Annotated in this window: 17 protein-coding genes; 5 read left to right on the top strand and 12 right to left on the bottom strand. The window is 58.5% G+C overall.

Features of this window, described 5'->3' with window-relative positions:
* Positions 1 to 17: 17 nt before the first annotated feature.
* Positions 18 to 1,085, bottom strand: a complete 1,068-nt coding sequence (locus MW046_RS08885; protein ID WP_247994756.1) for a zinc-dependent alcohol dehydrogenase family protein — start codon at positions 1,083 to 1,085, stop codon at positions 18 to 20.
* Between the two features lie 182 nt (positions 1,086 to 1,267).
* Between MW046_RS08885 and eif1A the strand changes: the two genes are divergently transcribed.
* From eif1A to MW046_RS08905, 4 genes are all read left to right on the top strand, one after another.
* Positions 1,268 to 1,558, top strand: coding sequence for a translation initiation factor eIF-1A (gene eif1A, locus MW046_RS08890; RefSeq protein ID WP_247992757.1), 291 nt, complete (start codon positions 1,268 to 1,270; stop codon positions 1,556 to 1,558).
* A gap of 167 nt (positions 1,559 to 1,725) precedes the next feature.
* The gene (gene rio1 / locus MW046_RS08895) at positions 1,726 to 2,604 is read left to right on the top strand and encodes a serine/threonine-protein kinase Rio1 (protein WP_247992758.1); all 879 of its coding nucleotides are present in this window, start codon (positions 1,726 to 1,728) and stop codon (positions 2,602 to 2,604) included.
* Between the two features lie 167 nt (positions 2,605 to 2,771).
* On the top strand, positions 2,772 to 3,320 hold the full coding sequence (locus MW046_RS08900; RefSeq protein WP_247992759.1) for a KH domain-containing protein: 549 nt from the start codon (positions 2,772 to 2,774) through the stop codon (positions 3,318 to 3,320).
* Between the two features lie 830 nt (positions 3,321 to 4,150).
* A complete protein-coding gene (locus tag MW046_RS08905; RefSeq protein ID WP_247992760.1) occupies positions 4,151 to 4,612 on the top strand; it encodes a MaoC/PaaZ C-terminal domain-containing protein in 462 nt (153 codons plus the stop codon).
* 64 nt (positions 4,613 to 4,676) lie between these two features.
* On the opposite strand, the gene MW046_RS08910 is transcribed toward MW046_RS08905, so the two are convergent.
* From MW046_RS08910 to ahaH, 9 genes are all read right to left on the bottom strand, one after another.
* Positions 4,677 to 5,672: a M48 family metalloprotease gene (locus tag MW046_RS08910; protein WP_247992761.1), complete on the bottom strand. Its 996-nt coding sequence runs from the start codon at positions 5,670 to 5,672 to the stop codon at positions 4,677 to 4,679.
* A gap of 68 nt (positions 5,673 to 5,740) precedes the next feature.
* Positions 5,741 to 7,162: an ATP synthase subunit B gene (locus MW046_RS08915; protein WP_247992762.1), complete on the bottom strand. Its 1,422-nt coding sequence runs from the start codon at positions 7,160 to 7,162 to the stop codon at positions 5,741 to 5,743.
* Position 7,163: 1 nt separating this feature from the next.
* Positions 7,164 to 8,930 (bottom strand): ATP synthase subunit A, encoded by a 1,767-nt coding sequence (locus MW046_RS08920; RefSeq protein WP_247992763.1) that lies wholly within the window; start codon positions 8,928 to 8,930, stop codon positions 7,164 to 7,166.
* A 159-nt stretch (positions 8,931 to 9,089) separates the two neighbouring features.
* Positions 9,090 to 9,431 carry a V-type ATP synthase subunit F gene (locus tag MW046_RS08925; protein ID WP_247992764.1) on the bottom strand — a complete coding sequence of 114 codons (342 nt, stop codon included), beginning with the start codon at positions 9,429 to 9,431 and terminating at the stop codon, positions 9,090 to 9,092.
* Positions 9,428 to 10,483 carry a V-type ATP synthase subunit C gene (locus tag MW046_RS08930; protein WP_247992765.1) on the bottom strand — a complete coding sequence of 352 codons (1,056 nt, stop codon included), beginning with the start codon at positions 10,481 to 10,483 and terminating at the stop codon, positions 9,428 to 9,430. The genes MW046_RS08925 and MW046_RS08930 overlap by 4 nt, the downstream gene beginning before the upstream one ends.
* On the bottom strand, positions 10,467 to 11,069 hold the full coding sequence (locus MW046_RS08935; RefSeq protein ID WP_247992766.1) for a V-type ATP synthase subunit E: 603 nt from the start codon (positions 11,067 to 11,069) through the stop codon (positions 10,467 to 10,469). The genes MW046_RS08930 and MW046_RS08935 overlap by 17 nt, the downstream gene beginning before the upstream one ends.
* A gap of 27 nt (positions 11,070 to 11,096) precedes the next feature.
* Positions 11,097 to 11,363 (bottom strand): ATP synthase subunit C-like protein, encoded by a 267-nt coding sequence (locus MW046_RS08940; RefSeq protein ID WP_438268170.1) that lies wholly within the window; start codon positions 11,361 to 11,363, stop codon positions 11,097 to 11,099.
* A gap of 272 nt (positions 11,364 to 11,635) precedes the next feature.
* Positions 11,636 to 13,879, bottom strand: a complete 2,244-nt coding sequence (locus MW046_RS08945) for a V-type ATP synthase subunit I (RefSeq protein WP_368411325.1) — start codon at positions 13,877 to 13,879, stop codon at positions 11,636 to 11,638.
* The gene (gene ahaH / locus MW046_RS08950) at positions 13,866 to 14,198 is read right to left on the bottom strand and encodes an ATP synthase archaeal subunit H (protein WP_247992769.1); all 333 of its coding nucleotides are present in this window, start codon (positions 14,196 to 14,198) and stop codon (positions 13,866 to 13,868) included. Before ahaH ends, MW046_RS08945 begins: the two co-directional genes overlap by 14 nt.
* Before the next feature lie 107 nt (positions 14,199 to 14,305).
* Between ahaH and MW046_RS08955 the strand changes: the two genes are divergently transcribed.
* Entirely contained in the window at positions 14,306 to 14,959 is a 654-nt protein-coding gene (locus MW046_RS08955) for a methyltransferase domain-containing protein (protein ID WP_282190230.1), read from the top strand.
* Between the two features lie 5 nt (positions 14,960 to 14,964).
* Here the strand turns inward: MW046_RS08955 and MW046_RS08960 are convergent, their stop codons facing one another.
* A complete protein-coding gene (locus tag MW046_RS08960) occupies positions 14,965 to 15,423 on the bottom strand; it encodes a type IV pilin N-terminal domain-containing protein (protein WP_247992771.1) in 459 nt (152 codons plus the stop codon).
* A gap of 85 nt (positions 15,424 to 15,508) precedes the next feature.
* Entirely contained in the window at positions 15,509 to 16,744 is a 1,236-nt protein-coding gene (locus tag MW046_RS08965) for a DUF7096 domain-containing protein (protein ID WP_247992772.1), read from the bottom strand.
* Positions 16,745 to 16,788 lie beyond the last annotated feature (44 nt).

The following is a 16,788-nucleotide window of genomic DNA, read 5'->3' on the forward strand; positions in this document are numbered from 1 at the left end:
CCGTGCCAGTGCCCGTCTCAGAATTCGTTACAGACAGGGATTCCGACGGTGTCGAATTCGTCCATTGAGGCGACCTTCTCCGGGACTTCATCCAGCGAGATCGTTTCGTTGACGATCTGTCCGGGATCGATCGCTCCGGATTCCATCATGCTGAATATCTCGTCGTATTCGTGTGGCGGCATTCCGTACGACCCGTAAAACTCCCGCTCGTCTTGGACCATCATATCGACTGGCAACGGTACCTCTCCTCCTTCATCTGCAGTGGTCATCCCGATTTGGAGGTGCTGCCCGCCTTTACAGAGCGAGTTAACTGAGTTCCGGCACGTTTCTGTGATGCCCAGCGCGTCGACGCTCACCTCCACGCCGCGGCTACTCGGCGTGAACGATTTGACCGTTTGTGGCACATCCTTGACTTCGGTGGCGTTGATCGTCTCTTCTGCGCCGACCTGTTCAGCCATTTCGAGACTTCGGTCGTCGAGATCGACGGCGATGACCCGACCCCCGAGTGCGTTCGCGGTCATGATGGCTGACAGACCGACACCACCACACCCATGCACTGCAACCGTGTCACCGGGTTCGACGTCTACCCGGTGTGCAACGCCGTGAAATGCGGTCGCAAACCGACAGCCGAGTCCGGCGATGTCGACCGGATCGAGTCCGTCCGGCACCGTGATCGCGTTCTGATCGGCGACGCGCACCGGGAACTCCTCTGCGTACGCACCGGGCTGAAAATCCAGAAAGCCCATCGGAACGGATCGTTCACAGATGTTCGCTCGACCGCTCATACAGTGGCGGCAGGTACCATCGCTCATGTTGAATGGGGCAGTAACGCGGTCTCCCTCCCGGATGCTCTCGACTTCTTCGCCGACTTCGACGACAGTGCCACACGGTTCGTGGCCGAAGATCAGGCCGGGCGTCATCATCAACCCGAGCCAATCCCAATCGCCTTTCCATGCGTGCCAATCCGAGCGACAGACACCACAGGCCTCGGTTTCGACGACGATCCCGTCGTCATCACACTCTGGACGATCGACATCTTCGACCGTCATCGGTTCTTCCGGGCCTTGAAAGACCACTGCTCTCATTCTAACTGTACTCATCAGTTACATCAGTATAAATCATTGGTGTAGTATATCATACACCGGATCTTCACGGGCATGCCCTTTTCTGTATCTCTCGTTCTGACACGTGGTGTGGTGCGACCGTCCGATGAATGGGATCCCTGCGATGGGAGAGACTTAACCGTCCGCCAGCCGAAAGACGGAACATGAGCGATAGTGAGAGCCACAAGAGTTTGCGAATGCCTGACGAGGACGAAGTGTTTGCAGTCGTGACGAACATGCTTGGCGCGAACCGAGTGCGAGTACGCTGTATGGACGGAAAAGAACGCACGGCACGTATTCCGGGACGGATGCAAAAACGCATCTGGATCCGAGAAGATGACGTCGTACTCGTCGAGCCGTGGGATTGGCAGGACGAAAAGGCCGATGTCGCGTGGCGCTACGACAAACAAGACGCCGATCAACTCCGCCGGGAGGGTCATATTCAGGAAATGTAATATGACTTTCCACCCATTTTGTCGCGCTCGGGTGTGTACGAGCGCTGATCGCGTAAACGAGCCTCGTGAGGGAACCGTGTTCTCACTGGCTCCCATTCGCTGCGTTTATCGGAGACACTTACCCCGGCTTTTTACCACCGTTTCGTCGAACAGGGGGGAGGTAACGCATGACTGATGAATATGGGCTCCTCGACACGGAGATGAGCGGTGCTCCTGGCGATGAGTGGGAGGAAATCGACGTATCGGACACGGAGTCCGATCGTATCGCCCGGAAACAAGACCGGGAGTTTCTTTCGTTCCGTAAACGCATCAAGGACGCCGATCAGTTCAAAGTGGAGGCGTCGGTGTTCGACGACGCAACGTTTGCAGCGATCTACAAACTCGTTCAGGACGGCTACATCGACGCCTTTGGAGGACCGGTTTCGACGGGCAAGGAAGCGTCGGTGTACACCGCACGGGTGGATTCGAGGACGGTCGCGGTCAAAATCTATCGCATCAATGCGAGTGATTTCCAACAGATGCGGGCGTATCTCGACGGCGATCCTCGGTTTTCCGGGATCGGAAACGATAAGAAAAAAGTCGTGCTGTCGTGGGTGAAAAAAGAATTTTCGAACTTACAACGGGCGTACGAAGCTGGCGTGCGCGTCCCGGAGCCGATCACGACCGAGCGCAACGTACTGGTAATGGAGTACGCCGGCAACGATACGCGAGCGCTGCGGCTCGCGGAGGTAGAGATCGAGAATCCACAGACTGCCTACGAAGTCGTCCGGGAATACACCCGACGGCTGTACGCTGCCGGACTGGTACACGGCGATTTGAGCGAGTACAACATCGTCATTCACGACAGCGAGCTGTACGTCATCGATCTGGGACAGGCAGTGACTATCCACCATCCAAACAGCCGGGAGTTCCTCAAACGGGACTGTCAAAACGTCGCGCGCTTTTTCTCACAGCTCGGTGTGGACGTGACTGGCGACGAACTGTTAGAGCACGTCGTCCACGACGAGGAGACTCCTGACGCCGCCCCGTTCACGGCGTACGACTGACCTCTCTGATCTCGATTCGGGAGCAGCCGATCAGTCCCAGCACGCGGATATAATATTCTCCATCATGTATGATGCTGGTAACTACTCTGACAGCAAACAAGTACAAAGACACACCGCGCCAGTAATTCCACCGAATGGTTAAAACGTGATCCCCTACTACAACAACTATGCAGCACGTGACGATTCCGCAGGACCGCATCGGCGTGCTCGTCGGTGAGGGCGGTGAAACGATGCGGGAGATCGAGTCGAAGGCCGAGGTTCGGCTCGACATCGATTCAGAAACCGGTTCGGTCGCCGTCGAGACAGTCGGAGACCCGGTACTCGGGTTGAAGGGACCGGAGATCGTCAAGGCGATCGGACGGGGGTTCCGTCCCAAGGAGGCCCTGCGACTGCTCGACAATGACGTGATGATGTTCGAGGTCGTTGATATCGACGCCGCTTCGCGAAACAAGAACGATCTTCGCCGACAGAAGGGTCGGCTCATCGGTGAGGACGGGCGTACACGCGAACTGATGGAGGAACTCACCGGTGCGTCGGTCGTCATCTACGGTACGACGCTCGGTATCATCGGCCGTCCCAAGGAGGTGAAAGCCGTCCGTCGCGCCGCCGAGATGATCCTCGATGGGGCACCGCACGGTTCGGTGTATGCGTTCCTCGAACGCCGGCGCACCGAAATGAAACAACACGAACTCAGTTACCACGAGTACACCGGATAGTAACCACCCCCTGCTGCGGTTCCAGCCCGACTTTACTCCACGCTGGCGTGCTCGAGTGACGTTTTCGTCCGGCACGTGATCTTGGTGTGAACACGCTTCCGGACGTCACCGTCGACAGTGGACGGTAGAGCGAGTAAGACCACGTTGTTCCATCACGCTCAACGAACGTCCGCCACTCTTGGATCTCTCCGATTCCGTTCGGTCTCTCGAAGACGTCCCTGAATACCGTGGTTCACGATCAGTTCCGGTACACCACCACACCATTCTGCGGTACCAAAACACAGTCAGGAGCTTCGAACGAGTCCCTCACTGTACCGACTCATTGGCAGCCATCTTCAAGAATTGTGGGATAAGCACGGCTTCGATGACTGCCATTCCTAATACGATCAGTCTCGCTGTTCCTTCAAAAAAATACAACGCGAAGATCACAAGTATCGCAGCGCTACTGAGACCTATTCCATATCTCAGCACCGGACTTTCGTATGGGGAGCTCACATATAGTTTAGGTACGATAAACATATAATTACTACTATTTACTCACCATCTTTTCGTCGCGAGGAATTCAGCTCTCGACCGAGATAACCGAAGAGATTCCCAGCTATCCATGAGATATACGTCGAGCTGTTTTAGGTGCCATAGCAAGTGGTTACACAGCGACCGACGATCAGGAGCTCTCGGTCAGTGGCTCGCGGTCGTGTTCGTCAGCTTGCCTGCCCTCTTCTGTCTGCATCAATCTCGTCACTTCCGGCGAGGGCCAACTGTAACGCTGACGAGCCGCGCAGAGCTCTACTGTCCGATACATACTTATCGTTGAGTTTTGATATAGAGCTATGCCGTACAGTTACGAACCCCATTACTTCGAAGAGATGACGGAGGGGACGACGTTCGAGAGCGCGGGCCGGACGATCACCGAGTCGGATTTCGTGATGCATTCGATGCTCACCGGCGATTGGACCGAACTCCACACGAACGCCGAATATGCCGAGGAGGGACCGTACGGCGAGCGCATTGCTCACGGACCGATGACGTTTATCATCGCCACGGGGCTGGTCCAACGGTGTGGGTTCGTCGAACGAACCGTGATCGCGTTTCTGGGCATGAACTACATGGACGTCCCGAACCCGGTCACTATCGGTGACACGCTCACGGCGACGTTTGAGGTGACCGATCGGCGCGAACTGGAGAGCCGGAACGACGCCGGACTGGTGGTCATCGATTCTGACGTCAGAAACCAGGACGACGAACAGGTGTTCGCGGGAGATATGAAGTTCCTATTCAAACGACAGGAGTAGCGGTATCGAGCCGACCATTTCACGGGCGGATGTTTCTCGTGATCGTGAACGGTTGTGATCTCCTCTACAGCTCCGTTTCGATCTCTCGGAGCCGTTCCAAGCGGTAGTCGAGCGGTGGATGAGTATTGGTCAGGGACGCCGTTAGCTTCCGAACAGAATACATATACCAGTGGTGGAGCGGCAGTCTTTCACCACGTGGCCCGATCCGTACGGGTTCGCGGACCGGAGTGTCGATGGGAACGATCGAAAACGCTTCGCTTGATCCCCGTTTTCTCCGGAAATCTTCGGAGGGGATGTCTCCGCGTTGTTTGCTGAGTTTCGTGATGGCACTGGCTAACGCCACAGGGGAACCGGTGAGCGTGACGGCCCCTCGATCCGCTGCCAACTCCCGGTAGCGCGAGAGCGCTCGGATCAGGAGCCGTCCGAGCATCCAAAACACACCAGAAACGACGTACCACGCGCTTGCTCCTCCCGACCGGTACCGTTTGCTGTCTGCCCATCCCTTGATCGATCGTGCCATTTCGAGTGGCACGGATGCAACGGTCATAACCGCCACGTCGCGGTGTTTGATGTGGGCGAGTTCGTGGGCGAGCACCGCTCGTCGCTCTGTTGCGTCGAGCGTGTCGAGGAGGGCGCTCGTAACGACAATCGTCGCCCGGTCGGGCGTCAGCCCGCTCGTGTACGCCGTTGGGAATTCCGATTCCGCAACGACCACCGTCGGGACGGGAAGATCAGCGTGGTGGGCCAGCTGTTCGACGGTTCGTTGGAGTAAGTCCGGCCGTTCCGATACCGGCTGTCGGGGAACTGTCTTGACGAACCGGAGCGCGAGCGGATCGCGGGCGTACTCCCAGTACACAATGGGACCGACTACGAGTCCAGTTACGAGGAAACCGAGCCAGACGCTGCTTCCGGCTGGAAGTAGTCCGTGTACTTCGATCCCGAGGAGGAACACGACCACGACTCCGTACACGATACCGAAAAAGACACACGCCACGACGCCGAGCAGCGCGAGCGTCACCGCCATCCGGAGGACGAGTCCTCGATCACGAGACCATTCCATATTCTAATAGTATCACTCATCAACTAAAGTAGATCGGAAACGGAGATCGGAAACGACTGTGCGTTAGGTTAGTCCGCAGTGGCTTCGACTGGTTCTTGCTCTTCGTCGTCAGTGTAGTACTCTTCGAGGAGGTCCTCGCCGATCCGGTTGAGTTCGGACCGAGGGAGCATCGACAGCAGATCCCACGCGATATCGAGCGTCTCGTCGATGTCCCGATCAGTAGTGAACCCTTGATCGACGAACTCGGTTTCGAACCGTTCGGCGAAGTCGAGATACTGGTTGTCGCTTTCTGACAGCGCCTCGCGGCCAACGATGTTCACGAGATCGCGCAGATCCTCACCCTCCGCGTAGGCCGCATACAACTGATCGGAAACGTCCGCGTGATCTTCGCGCGTGAGCCCCTCTCCGATCCCGTCGTCCATCAGCCGCGAGAGGCTGGGTAACACGTTGATCGGTGGGCTGATATCCTGTGACTGGAGATCCCGATCGATGTAGATCTGTCCCTCCGTGATGTAGCCGGTCAGATCCGGGATCGGATGGGTCTCGTCGTCACCGGGCATCGTCAGAATCGGGATCTGGGTTACCGATCCCTCCCGGCCGTCGATGCGGCCGGCGCGCTCGTACAGCTCCGCCAGATCAGTGTACATGTATCCCGGATAGCCACGACGACCGGGAACCTCCTCGCGGGCCGCGCCGATCTCACGCAGCGCTTCGCAGTAGTTGGTCATGTCCGTCAGGATGACGAGCACGTGGTAATCCTTCTCGAAGGCGAGATACTCCGCGGTCGTCAACACCAGACGCGGCGTGATCGTCCGCTCGACTGCCGGATCGTCGGCCAGATTCATGAACACCACCGAGCGTTCCAGCGCACCCGTGCGCTCGAAGTCGTCCATGAACTCGTTTGCCTCCTCTGCGGTGATCCCCATCGCGCCGAACACCACGGCGAACTCCGATTCTTCCTCGTCTTCGTCAGCGGCCTCTTCTGGCACGGTCGCCTGTCGGGCGATCTGGAGCGCCAGCTCGTTGTGTGGCAGCCCTGATGCCGAGAAGATCGGCAGCTTCTGGCCGCGAACAAGCGTGTTCATGCCGTCGATCGCTGAAACTCCCGTCTGGATGAACTCCTCAGGGTACTCCCGCGCGGTCGGGTTGATCGCGGAACCGATGATGTCGTGACGTTCGTCGGGAACGATGTCCGGCCCACCGTCGATCGGCTGTCCGGAGCCATCGAGCACCCGACCGAGAAGATCCTCGGTGACGGGCATTTTAAGCGTCTCACCCAAAAAGCGAACTGACGAATCTCGATCGATGCCGTCAGTCCCCTCGAACACCTGAATCGCTACGTGATCGCTGGCTGCTTCGAGCACCTGTCCGCGGCGGGTCTCACCGGACGGTGTTTCGATCTCGACCATCTCATCGTAGCCGATCGGTTCGTCCGTCTCTACGAACACCAGCGGACCGCTGATCTCCGTGATCGTTTGATACTCTTTCATGTCAGTATTTCTCTCGAAGTTGGCTCGTGATCTCGTCGGTGAGGTCGGAGACGAACTCCGCGGCCTCCTCGTCGGGAGTGGTTGCGATACGATTCAAACGCGGGACCGCGTCGACTGAGGTGATCTCGTCGACGGGCACCCCGGCGTCCAGCGCCTCAAACGCCTCGTCGTTGAACGCCTTGATCGCCGTGAGGATCTGGTAGGTTTTCTCCGGCGGACAGTACCGGTCCACGTCGTGGAACGCGTTCTGCTGGAGCCATGCTTCTCGGAGGTAACGAGCCACCTCGAGGGTAAGCTGCTGGTCTTCCGGCAGTGCGTCCTTTCCGACGAGCTGGACGATCTCTTGAAGTTCCGATTCCTCGTCCAGCGTGTTGATCGCCCACTGACGCGTCTCCGACCAGTCGTCCGCGATCTCGTTCTCAAACCACGGATCCAACTGACTGCGGTACAGCGAGTACGATTCGTCCCAGTTGATCGCCGGGAAGTGACGACGCTCTGCGAGATCAGCATCGAGCGCCCAGAACGTCTTGACGATGCGCAGCGTGTTCTGTGTGACGGGTTCTGAGAAGTCACCACCGGGCGGGGAAACCGCCCCGATCACCGAGATGGATCCCTCGGAGCCGTTCACGTTCTCGAAGTAGCCAGCACGCTCGTAGAACGCTGACAAACGCGCGGCGAGATACGCGGGATAGCCCTCCTCGCCGGGCATTTCTTCGAGCCGCGAGCTGATCTCACGCATGGCTTCAGCCCACCGCGAGGTCGAATCCGCCATCAGCGCCACGTCGTACCCCATGTCGCGGTAGTACTCCGCGATGGTGATGCCGGTGTACACACATGATTCCCGGGCCGCGACGGGCATGTTCGAGGTGTTAGCGATAAGGCACGTCCGGGCCATCAGGGGGTTGCCGGTCTGGGGGTCCGGTAGCTCGGGGAAGTCGTCGATGACCTCGGTCATCTCGTTGCCCCGCTCCCCACAGCCGACGTAGACCACGATGTCGGCGTCTGCGAACTTCGCCAGCGACTGTTGGGTGACGGTTTTCCCCGAGCCGAAGGGTCCCGGGATCGCGGCCGTCCCGCCTTTCGCCAGCGGGAACAGCCCATCGAGGATTCGTTGGCCCGACACCAGCGGCGTGGTGGGTGTCTGTTTTTCGACGGTCGGGCGAGCCTCACGCACCGGCCATTCTTGGTGCATCGTGACCTCCTCACCCGAATCGAGCGTGGTGACCGCCTCCGTGACGGTGAACGATCCCGCTTCGATCGATTCGACTTCACCGCCCTCGAAATCCGGGGGAACGAGCACCTTGTGCTCGATGCTGATCGTCTCGTCGACCGTTCCGACGACGTCGCCGGGTCCGACCTCGTCACCGACTTCGACCGACGGTGTGAACTCCCACGTTTTTTCGAGGTCGATACCGGGCGCATCAACCCCGCGGTCGAGGAACGCGCCCATTTGGTCTTCGAGCACGTCGAGGGGCCGTTGGACGCCGTCGTAGATGGTGTCGAGCATTCCCGGTCCGAGATCCACCGTCAACGGCTCGCCAGTGTTCGTCACCGGCTCGCCGGGGGATACGGCCGAGGTTTCCTCATACACCTGAATCGTCGTTATGTTGCCTTCGATCTCGATAACCTCGCCCATTAGCCCTTCTTCACCGACGTACACGACGTCGTTCATCCGGGCGTCGAGGTCCGTGGCGGTCACGACTGGACCGCTCACGCTTTCGATAACGCCGTCATCGCTGACGGTCTGCTCCTGTGTTGCCTGACTCATGGTTTGTTGGTTCGCGTGGATTGACTGTGTGTGATCGATTCCGTTGATGATCGGTGCCTTCGATAGGGTCAGTGGTGTCGCATCGAGCGACGATGACCGGGCTGTCCGGGCCGTGTCCCATCTAGGCTTCCAGTACCTGTGGTCCTGTCGCTCTCGTCGTTACTCATCCATGAGGTCGATACCGATCGCTCGCTTGATCTGCTCGCGGAGTCCACCGCTCCCGGCCCCGCCACCCAGCGTGACGAGCACGGGATCGACGCTCGTTTCGACCTCGGTTCGTAACTGTCTGGAAAGGTACGAGAGATCCTCGTCGTGCATCACGATGATCCCGATGTCCTCGTCGTTCACCATCGTCTCGACAGCGTCGTCGAGACCCTCAGATTTCTGTTCTTCCGGAACGGTTTCGAATCGACGAACACCGGCCAGTCGGAACCCGGTGGTGAACTCTTGGCTTCCGATGACGCCGATCTCCTGACTTGCGTTGGTGTCCTGGTGGCTCATACGATCACCAGTTCTTCTTCGATCTCTTCGTCCGTTAGTCCTGCCTCCTTGCCGCGCGCGATCGCTCTGATGTTATCGACTTCGCGCTCTTTGGCACGGATGTACGCGATTACCGGACAGATCGACAGATGATACCGGTTCGTTAGCGCGTCCGTGTACTCCAACAGCGCCCGATCAAGAGCCCGTTCGAACTCGATGAGGCTGTCCGCTTCTTCGAGGTCGTCGAGCGCATTCTCTAGATCACTCCTGTAGGAACTTTGACGAAGGTACTCCGTGAGCTGTCCCACGTTGGTCGTGAGCTGTGCCAGCTCGGACTCCTCGAACAACTGCCCACCGGAGATGAAATACTCGCTGGGATCGATGTCCGCACCGCTGCGCGCGAGCCGGAGTGCGTTGCGGATGTTTCGGAAGTCGATCTCAGCGCGCAACAACTGAACGTACAGCGCCGTCGGCTCCGAGGGGTTTTCCGGAACGTCACCGAGCAGATCCGAGTAGAACGCGCGATCGATCGCGTTTTCGAGCGGGACGAGCACGTCCATTTCTTCATAGTCGGCGTAGGCCTCTTCGAGCGCTGGTCCGAAGATGGTGTTAGACAGCTGCTCGACCACCATCTCGATCGAACCCGCTTCCGTGAGCTGATCCAACAGCTCATCGGAGAACGCCCCGGCACGGATCAGATCGTCCGCGATCGTCTGTTGTCCGGCGTCAGTGTACACACCGCGAATGACCGTCTTTACGTTCCACGCGTCGAACTTCCGGAGATACCTCGCGATGTTGTCGTACAGCTCTCCGCCCGCGAACGTGAGCAGATCATCGAAGTGCTTCGCTAAGTTGCGGTTGAGCGCGTACTCGATGAGATCGACGCCGTCGTGACGCGATCCGAGCGCGTTCATCTCGGTTTCGTACTCAGTTTCTTCCATGAACCGGGCGATCTCTCCCGGACCCATGCGAACGAGCTTGCGGTAATCGTCCTCATCGAACAGGGCCGCCCGGCGGACCCGAACGCGCGCCGTGACGTAACCGTAGTTCGCCGTATCAACCGTCGTGTTCATTCTTTGCTTCGAATAACCGCTCGCTCACCTCGCGCAGATTGTCGTCCCAAACGTCCTCGAACACGGAATCGAACGTGTTGTTCACACGGACCCGTGAACTGTCGCTTTCGACGACCACGCCACCGAGACAGTCGTACTCGCCAGCGTAGGTGAATCCGTCGTACCCTTCGTCTTCGAGGATCGACTTGATCAGCTCGGCGTCGTCGTCGCGGCCGTACACGTCGACGGCCGCGTCGCCGTCGAACTCTTCGGCGGCGTCGTCGAGCAGCGTGTGGGTCAGCTCTTCTCGACTCGCTTCGAGCGTTGTGAGTTCCGACTCGATCGATGCTCGAACCGACTCAAGGATGGTACGACGTGCTTCGAGGCGCTGTTGTTTCGCTTCGAGTTTGGCGCTTGAAAGGCGCTGTTCTCGTTCTTGTTCGATCGTTCGTTCGACCTCGCGCTCGCGCTGTTCGACGATCTCTTCGGCCTCCGACTCGGCCTCTGCGATGATCGACTGGGCCTCCTCCTCTGCCTCTTCGCGTATATCGTCTGCACGCGCGCGGGCTTCCTCTCGAATGTCCTCTACGACCGTATCAAGGCTCATGTTATCGATAGGGAAAGTCGGGTGCGGTTATTGGAGGAGGAAGACGACGACGAGTCCGAAAATGACGATCGTCTCCGGAATAACCGTCAGGAGGACACCGTACCCGAGCATGCCTCTGTCTTCGGCGATCGCACCGACGGCTGCCGATCCGATGCTACGCTCGGCGTAGCCAGCCCCGATTGCTGCGAGTCCGAAACCGATCGCTGCACCCGTTGCGGGTGGGATCGCGGCGGCAGATTCACCTGCTTGCAGTACCATAGCATTGAGAAACGCTGCGGTGAGTTGGAGTTCCATCATGGTTTAGTGGATTCTCTTGGGTTCGCTCGTATCCGAACGGTTGGGTCTAATTATACTGTACCCATAAAGCTTCTCAAACGATTTTCTCCGATATCGTGGTAATCAGTGCCGAGTCCATAATTCATAAGGTTATAGCGGAAAATATGGGTGCGTGTCATATTTTTCTGGGTCTCGTTCCCCCGTCGGGATAACACGAAAAAACACAGAGTTAGCTCCCACTCCGAGCGATCGGAACAAAATTCACAAATTAAAACGACGACCGAGGTAGCTTACTCCTTGCTCGTGAACCGACGGACGTGCCCGAACGGGGAGTATTCCTCACCGCCGCCTTCGTAGAATTTCTGGAAGAACTCCACCCATTCGAGACGGATGGACTGGAGTCCGGCACTGGTCACCCCGAGCGCGAGCACGAGGAGGTGTCCAGCCACGAAGATGATCACTCCACCGACCGCTCCGAGGAGTAACTCGACGCCGGAGCCGTTGAGAAGTCCGGCGAAGATCATCTCTTCGGCAGGGACTTCACCGGGCGTCTTCTCGCTGAAAAAGAGGAAGTGGTACTCGCCGTGGTGTTCGTAAGCACCGAACACGAGGAGGTTGACGGCAAACGCCATCCCCGCTTTTGCGAGCAACACCGCCGTGATCCGGGTGTAGGAAAGCACGTCGGACAGCACCTTCAGGAACACCGCCTCGATGAACTCTGCGATCTCGGTGGTGGCGGCCAACGCCACCCCAATGAGGAAGGCACCCCCTCCGAGCATTCCGATCGTTTCGGAGAATCCAGTGAATCCGAGCGAAACTGGATTACCGTTGAACACCGATTCCGGTCCGAAGAGGAATCCGGGCACGACGTTGGCCGGTGGTGTACCGGCGAAGATCCACACCCACAGCCCGAACAGCATCAACAGCCACGAGCCGCTCTCGCGGATGGCGTCGCTTGCGCCGTGACTGAGATGCTCATAGAAGTCGAACACGTAGCCGAACGTCATGTGAACCATCCCGATGAGGAGGCTCAACACCAGCCACAGATCGGCGAACTCGCCGTAGGCTGGGATCAGTCCCTTGTGAAGCGGTGGCTTGCCCTTCCAGAGAACGTCTCCGAGCTGGTGCAAGCCGAAGAACTCGCCGTACAGGATGCCGAACAGCGCCGTAAACCCACCGGCCCACAGCGCGATCCGGCCGAGATCGGCAACGACGCCGTCGGACTTCGAGACGATGGCCAGCCCGATCGCGGCGTACAGCAGTCCGTACCCGAGATCACCGATCATGAACCCGAACAGGGTCGGGAACGTGAGGAACACGATGATCGACGGGTCGAATTCGGAGTATTTCGGCCGGGCGTAGGCGTCGACGAGCGCCTCGAACGACGAAACCGGTCCGGGGTTGTCTTGTACCACGGGCGGCTCGCTCTTACTCATCGACTGCTCGCTACCGCCATCGGGGGCGACCTGTTCGCTCCCTTCGACGGCGGTAGTTGGATCGGCTCTGTCGGGGGTGCCCCCAACGTCCTCGCGGTCGATGAGGTGGCCGTCACCGTTGTACGACGCGCGTTCGAGCTCGTCGATCTCCACGTGGTCCCCGACAGCACTGTGAAGCGTCTCGACGAACTCGCCGAATCGCTCGGTGGGTATCCAGCCTTCCGAAACGAACGCGTTCTCGGTCGTCGCGAATGACAACGGTGCTTCTTGGCGCTGTACGTCGATGGTCAGTGCCTCTTCAGCTGCGAACAGGAAGTCGCCGTGTTCTGCTCGCATCTCATCGAGCTGGTCTTCGACCGTCCCGAGTTCGGATTCGAGCTGTTGGCGCTCGTGTCGCAGCTCTTCGATGTACTGCTCCGGGTCGCTGTCCGCATCCGGGATGTCGTAGGTGGAAAACGAGGTGCCTACGAGCTGGTCTTCAAGGCTGCCGGACGACGTCCGACCGCTCGCGGCGTTTTGCTCTTCGCTGCTTGTATCCCGTGGTACTCCGTCGTCGACGCGCGCGAACACGGCGACGACGCCGTTTTCCTCGAACAACTCGAACTCCGTGATGTCCGATTCCGTTAGCGCGGCTTCGATCGCCGTCGGATCGCCCTCACCGACCGCAACCGAAAGCGAATCGTACCCGGACAGTAGATCGAGATCGATGCCCAGCGTGGCGAACGGCTCCATCATTTCGATGCGATCCTCGATCGCCCGCAGCTGGTCGGTCAGATCGCTCCGCTGGTCGTCGAGTTCGTTGACCGACTGCCTGATGGATTCGAGTTCGTTCTCCAGCGCGTCGGTGGTGACGACACGGTCGGATGCATCGGCGTCCTCGTCCATGTCGAGAATGCTCTGTAGCGACCGGACGGTGACGAGCTTCTCGGACGCTTCGTCTGCTCCTTCGATCGGATCACCCGGGTCGAAACCCTTCCACGTCCCATCGTAGTCGGTGAGGTGGAGCAGACGCATTCCGTGGATAGTTTCGATCACTTCGTCCATCACTTGGGTAGAGCCGGTCACCGATACCCGGCTCATTCGCTCAGGTCTGAGCATGGACGGTCTCTTCGAACGTCGTGAGGATCTCCTCGGTTACTTCCTCTTTGTGCTCGCTCGCGTTCGCTTCGAGGGCCTCACGCTCGGATTCTCCTTGCTCTATGATCGATTCGCGTTCGCGTTCGATCTCCGCTCGGGCGTCGCTGAGCCGCTGTTCGGCCAGCTCGTCCGCTTTCTGTTCGGCTTCCGAGCGTATCTCATCGGCTCGTTCGTGCGCCTCGGCGATGATTTCCTCGCGGTCGGCTTCTGCCTCGGCCACGATTTCATCGACATCGTCCTCGGCCTCCTTGATTCGATCCAGAACCTCGGGTCTGGCCATACTTATATCGTGAGGAGATTGGATTAGCGGCTATTTGGGCGTTGCGAAGTAGTCCGTGTATACTGACTGATACCCCCGACAGGGAACGATTTCTGAGAGTGTGCTCGATCCGCACTGTTATGGCGGTGTGCGAGCAAGTCCATCGTATGGGAATCCTCGAACACAAGGCTCGTGCACGGATATTTTACAAGTATCTCTCGAAGGTGTACGACGAGGTGAACGCGTTCATCTGGACCGAAGAGATGCGCACCGAAGCCATCGAATTGCTCGACATCGACTCTGAGGACAGCGTGCTCGACGTGGGGTGTGGGACGGGGTTTGCGACAGAAGGTTTGTTCGAACACACCGAACGGATCCACGGTCTCGACCAGAGCACTCACCAACTCGAACAGGCGAAACAGAAGTTCGGAGCTCAGGGATCAGTTCGATTCTATCGCGGTGACGCGGAACGGCTTCCATTCGCTGATTCGACGTTCGACATCGTTTGGTCGTCCGGCTCGATCGAGTACTGGCCCAAACCGGTCGAGGCGCTCAAAGAGTGTCGGCGGGTCGTCAAACCCGATGGACGCGTGCTCATCGTCGGTCCAAACTACCCCTCCCGAACGCTGTTTCAAAAACTCGCCGACGCGATCATGCTCTTTTATGACGAATCCGAAGCCGACCGTATGTTCCAGAGCGCGGGTTTCGAGGAGTTCGAACACCACCTCATGGGTCCCTCCCACAGTCCCGAAATCGCCATTACCACGGTTGCAACGCCGTGACGCTGCTACGCGCGGGTTTTGAGCGACGCCACCAACCGGTCTTCGGCGTACAGACGAACGTTCACCGCCGTGCCCGGCCGAAATCGGGTGTTGGTGCTCGCAAGCCGGAGACTCGCGGACTGTCCTGCCGTCCAGTTACCTTCGTATGCGCTGTTGAATGGGCCGGTCGGGCCGCCGATGAATCCTTTCGCGGCGAAAAACGGAACCGGCGGTTGGTGAGCGATCGGCTCGCCGTCGACAGCGATCGTCAACCGGAGCGTCTCCGGAGTGAGGTCGGCCCCGCTCTCGTGGGTGAGCGTGATCGTTTGGGTTGCGCTGTCGGCGGTGAGCGCGAATACCGCTTGCTGGGACTCCGATGCTGGGGCTTGTGTGAGTACCATCGCGCCGAACGCCCCGGCCAACACGACCGTGATCCCCACGAGGACGATGATCCCAACGACGGTAGACGCGCCACGATCGGACACACGACTCGCTGGTCACCTCTTTGTTGATAAATCTACGCGAGCGATCGAAATTCGAGTGGACAAACCGTGCTGTTTCCCGGCGTCGTCACGGGTTTTCGGCTGGTGCCGGTGGCTGTCGGTTGTCGTTCTCAACGGTGACCGAGACGTTTTCGGTACCGACAGTGCCGGTGATCGTGCTTCCGTTCGGCGGCTGGAGCATGAGCAGCGAGCCCTCATCTGTCGTGCCGACCGTTCGACCGTCGACGGAGACTGTCCCGTTGAGTGGCTCTCCTTCATCCGGGTGGGTGAGGCGAACGTACATGTATCCCCCCGGGAACGTCGTCTTTCGTGTGAGTGCGAGCTCCTCGTTCCGGCTCATTTGGGATTCGTGCTCGACCGTTCGCTCCTCTTCGATCGTGACCTTTTGGTGTTCGAAAACCACGTTTCCAGACCCCCGATCGACGTAGTGTTTGATCCCGGCTTCCGAAGCGTACTCCGGGGGATACAGTCGATACTGGTAAAACGACGTTACCCCGAGTTCCTCCTGTATGTAATCCTTACTGATCCCGTACTGCTCGGTCACTTTCTCTCTCATATACGTCGCATTGAGATTTTTTGGACCATCCGGTCGGCTCCGCGCTCCGTCGAGATACGCTTCCCGCACGTACGTTGCTTCCCCGTCACTTTCGTCGATCGTTGCGAGTACCACTCCCTCCGAGGACGTTCGAACGAAAAACCGGTTTGGAGCGCTCGAATCGCCGTCGAGTGCCGATCGGACTCTGGTCCGAACGGGTCCTTGGAACATGAATAATTCCTGTTTAATATCGTTCGCTTGGCGAGCGAGCGAGTCATTTTCCGCATTAGTGAGATAGTCGGCTAGTACCTGTGTCCGTCGTGCTTCGGTCGCGATCAGCGCCAGTTCACGGAGAAACGTCTCCGAGGTCAGCTCCCCGGCGTTGTACGCTTGTACTGTATCGTTCTGCCGTTCTCGAAGCTCCTTGGTCCGTGTTTCGACCGTTTCGATTTCGTTGGTAGCGAACGCCGTTTCGTTGGTCGCGTTTTTGTCAGCAGCTTCGATCCGTGTGAGTGCGTATTCTTGTTCAAACCTGATCGTATCCAACGCAACGGCGCTACCAACGTCCTGCGACAGAGTCACGGTGTCGTTGCGCTTGATCGACCCGTTTATCGACAGATACGACAGCTCACCGTTGACAGTGTGTTTGACCGTTCCAGCACCGTTCTGTGATTGATCCGACGGTAGGGGAGCGGTCACCGATGGAGGTATCCCTGCGAGCGTGAGAAGTACGATCATCCCTACAACGGGAATCCGGGAGGAACGCATCGAACCCATATACAATAGGGAAGAACAAAAACATCTGTGATACG

Source organism: Halocatena salina (genome assembly GCF_023115355.1).
GTDB lineage: Archaea > Halobacteriota > Halobacteria > Halobacteriales > Haloarculaceae > Halocatena > Halocatena salina.

Bases quoted from the DNA above. Each gene is read 5' to 3' on its own strand.
- MW046_RS08885 (WP_247994756.1), bottom strand. From the start codon at position 1,085: ATGAGAGCAGTGGTCTTTCAAGGCCCGGAAGAACCGATGACGGTCGAA.
- eif1A (WP_247992757.1), top strand. From the start codon at position 1,268: ATGAGCGATAGTGAGAGCCACAAGAGTTTGCGAATGCCTGACGAGGAC.
- rio1 (WP_247992758.1), top strand. From the start codon at position 1,726: ATGACTGATGAATATGGGCTCCTCGACACGGAGATGAGCGGTGCTCCT.
- MW046_RS08900 (WP_247992759.1), top strand. From the start codon at position 2,772: ATGCAGCACGTGACGATTCCGCAGGACCGCATCGGCGTGCTCGTCGGT.
- MW046_RS08905 (WP_247992760.1), top strand. From the start codon at position 4,151: ATGCCGTACAGTTACGAACCCCATTACTTCGAAGAGATGACGGAGGGG.
- MW046_RS08910 (WP_247992761.1), bottom strand. From the start codon at position 5,672: ATGGAATGGTCTCGTGATCGAGGACTCGTCCTCCGGATGGCGGTGACG.
- MW046_RS08915 (WP_247992762.1), bottom strand. From the start codon at position 7,162: ATGAAAGAGTATCAAACGATCACGGAGATCAGCGGTCCGCTGGTGTTC.
- MW046_RS08920 (WP_247992763.1), bottom strand. From the start codon at position 8,930: ATGAGTCAGGCAACACAGGAGCAGACCGTCAGCGATGACGGCGTTATC.
- MW046_RS08925 (WP_247992764.1), bottom strand. From the start codon at position 9,431: ATGAGCCACCAGGACACCAACGCAAGTCAGGAGATCGGCGTCATCGGA.
- MW046_RS08930 (WP_247992765.1), bottom strand. From the start codon at position 10,483: ATGAACACGACGGTTGATACGGCGAACTACGGTTACGTCACGGCGCGC.
- MW046_RS08935 (WP_247992766.1), bottom strand. From the start codon at position 11,069: ATGAGCCTTGATACGGTCGTAGAGGACATTCGAGAGGAAGCCCGCGCG.
- MW046_RS08940 (WP_438268170.1), bottom strand. From the start codon at position 11,363: ATGGAACTCCAACTCACCGCAGCGTTTCTCAATGCTATGGTACTGCAA.
- MW046_RS08945 (WP_368411325.1), bottom strand. From the start codon at position 13,879: ATGCTCAGACCTGAGCGAATGAGCCGGGTATCGGTGACCGGCTCTACC.
- ahaH (WP_247992769.1), bottom strand. From the start codon at position 14,198: ATGGCCAGACCCGAGGTTCTGGATCGAATCAAGGAGGCCGAGGACGAT.
- MW046_RS08965 (WP_247992772.1), bottom strand. From the start codon at position 16,744: ATGCGTTCCTCCCGGATTCCCGTTGTAGGGATGATCGTACTTCTCACG.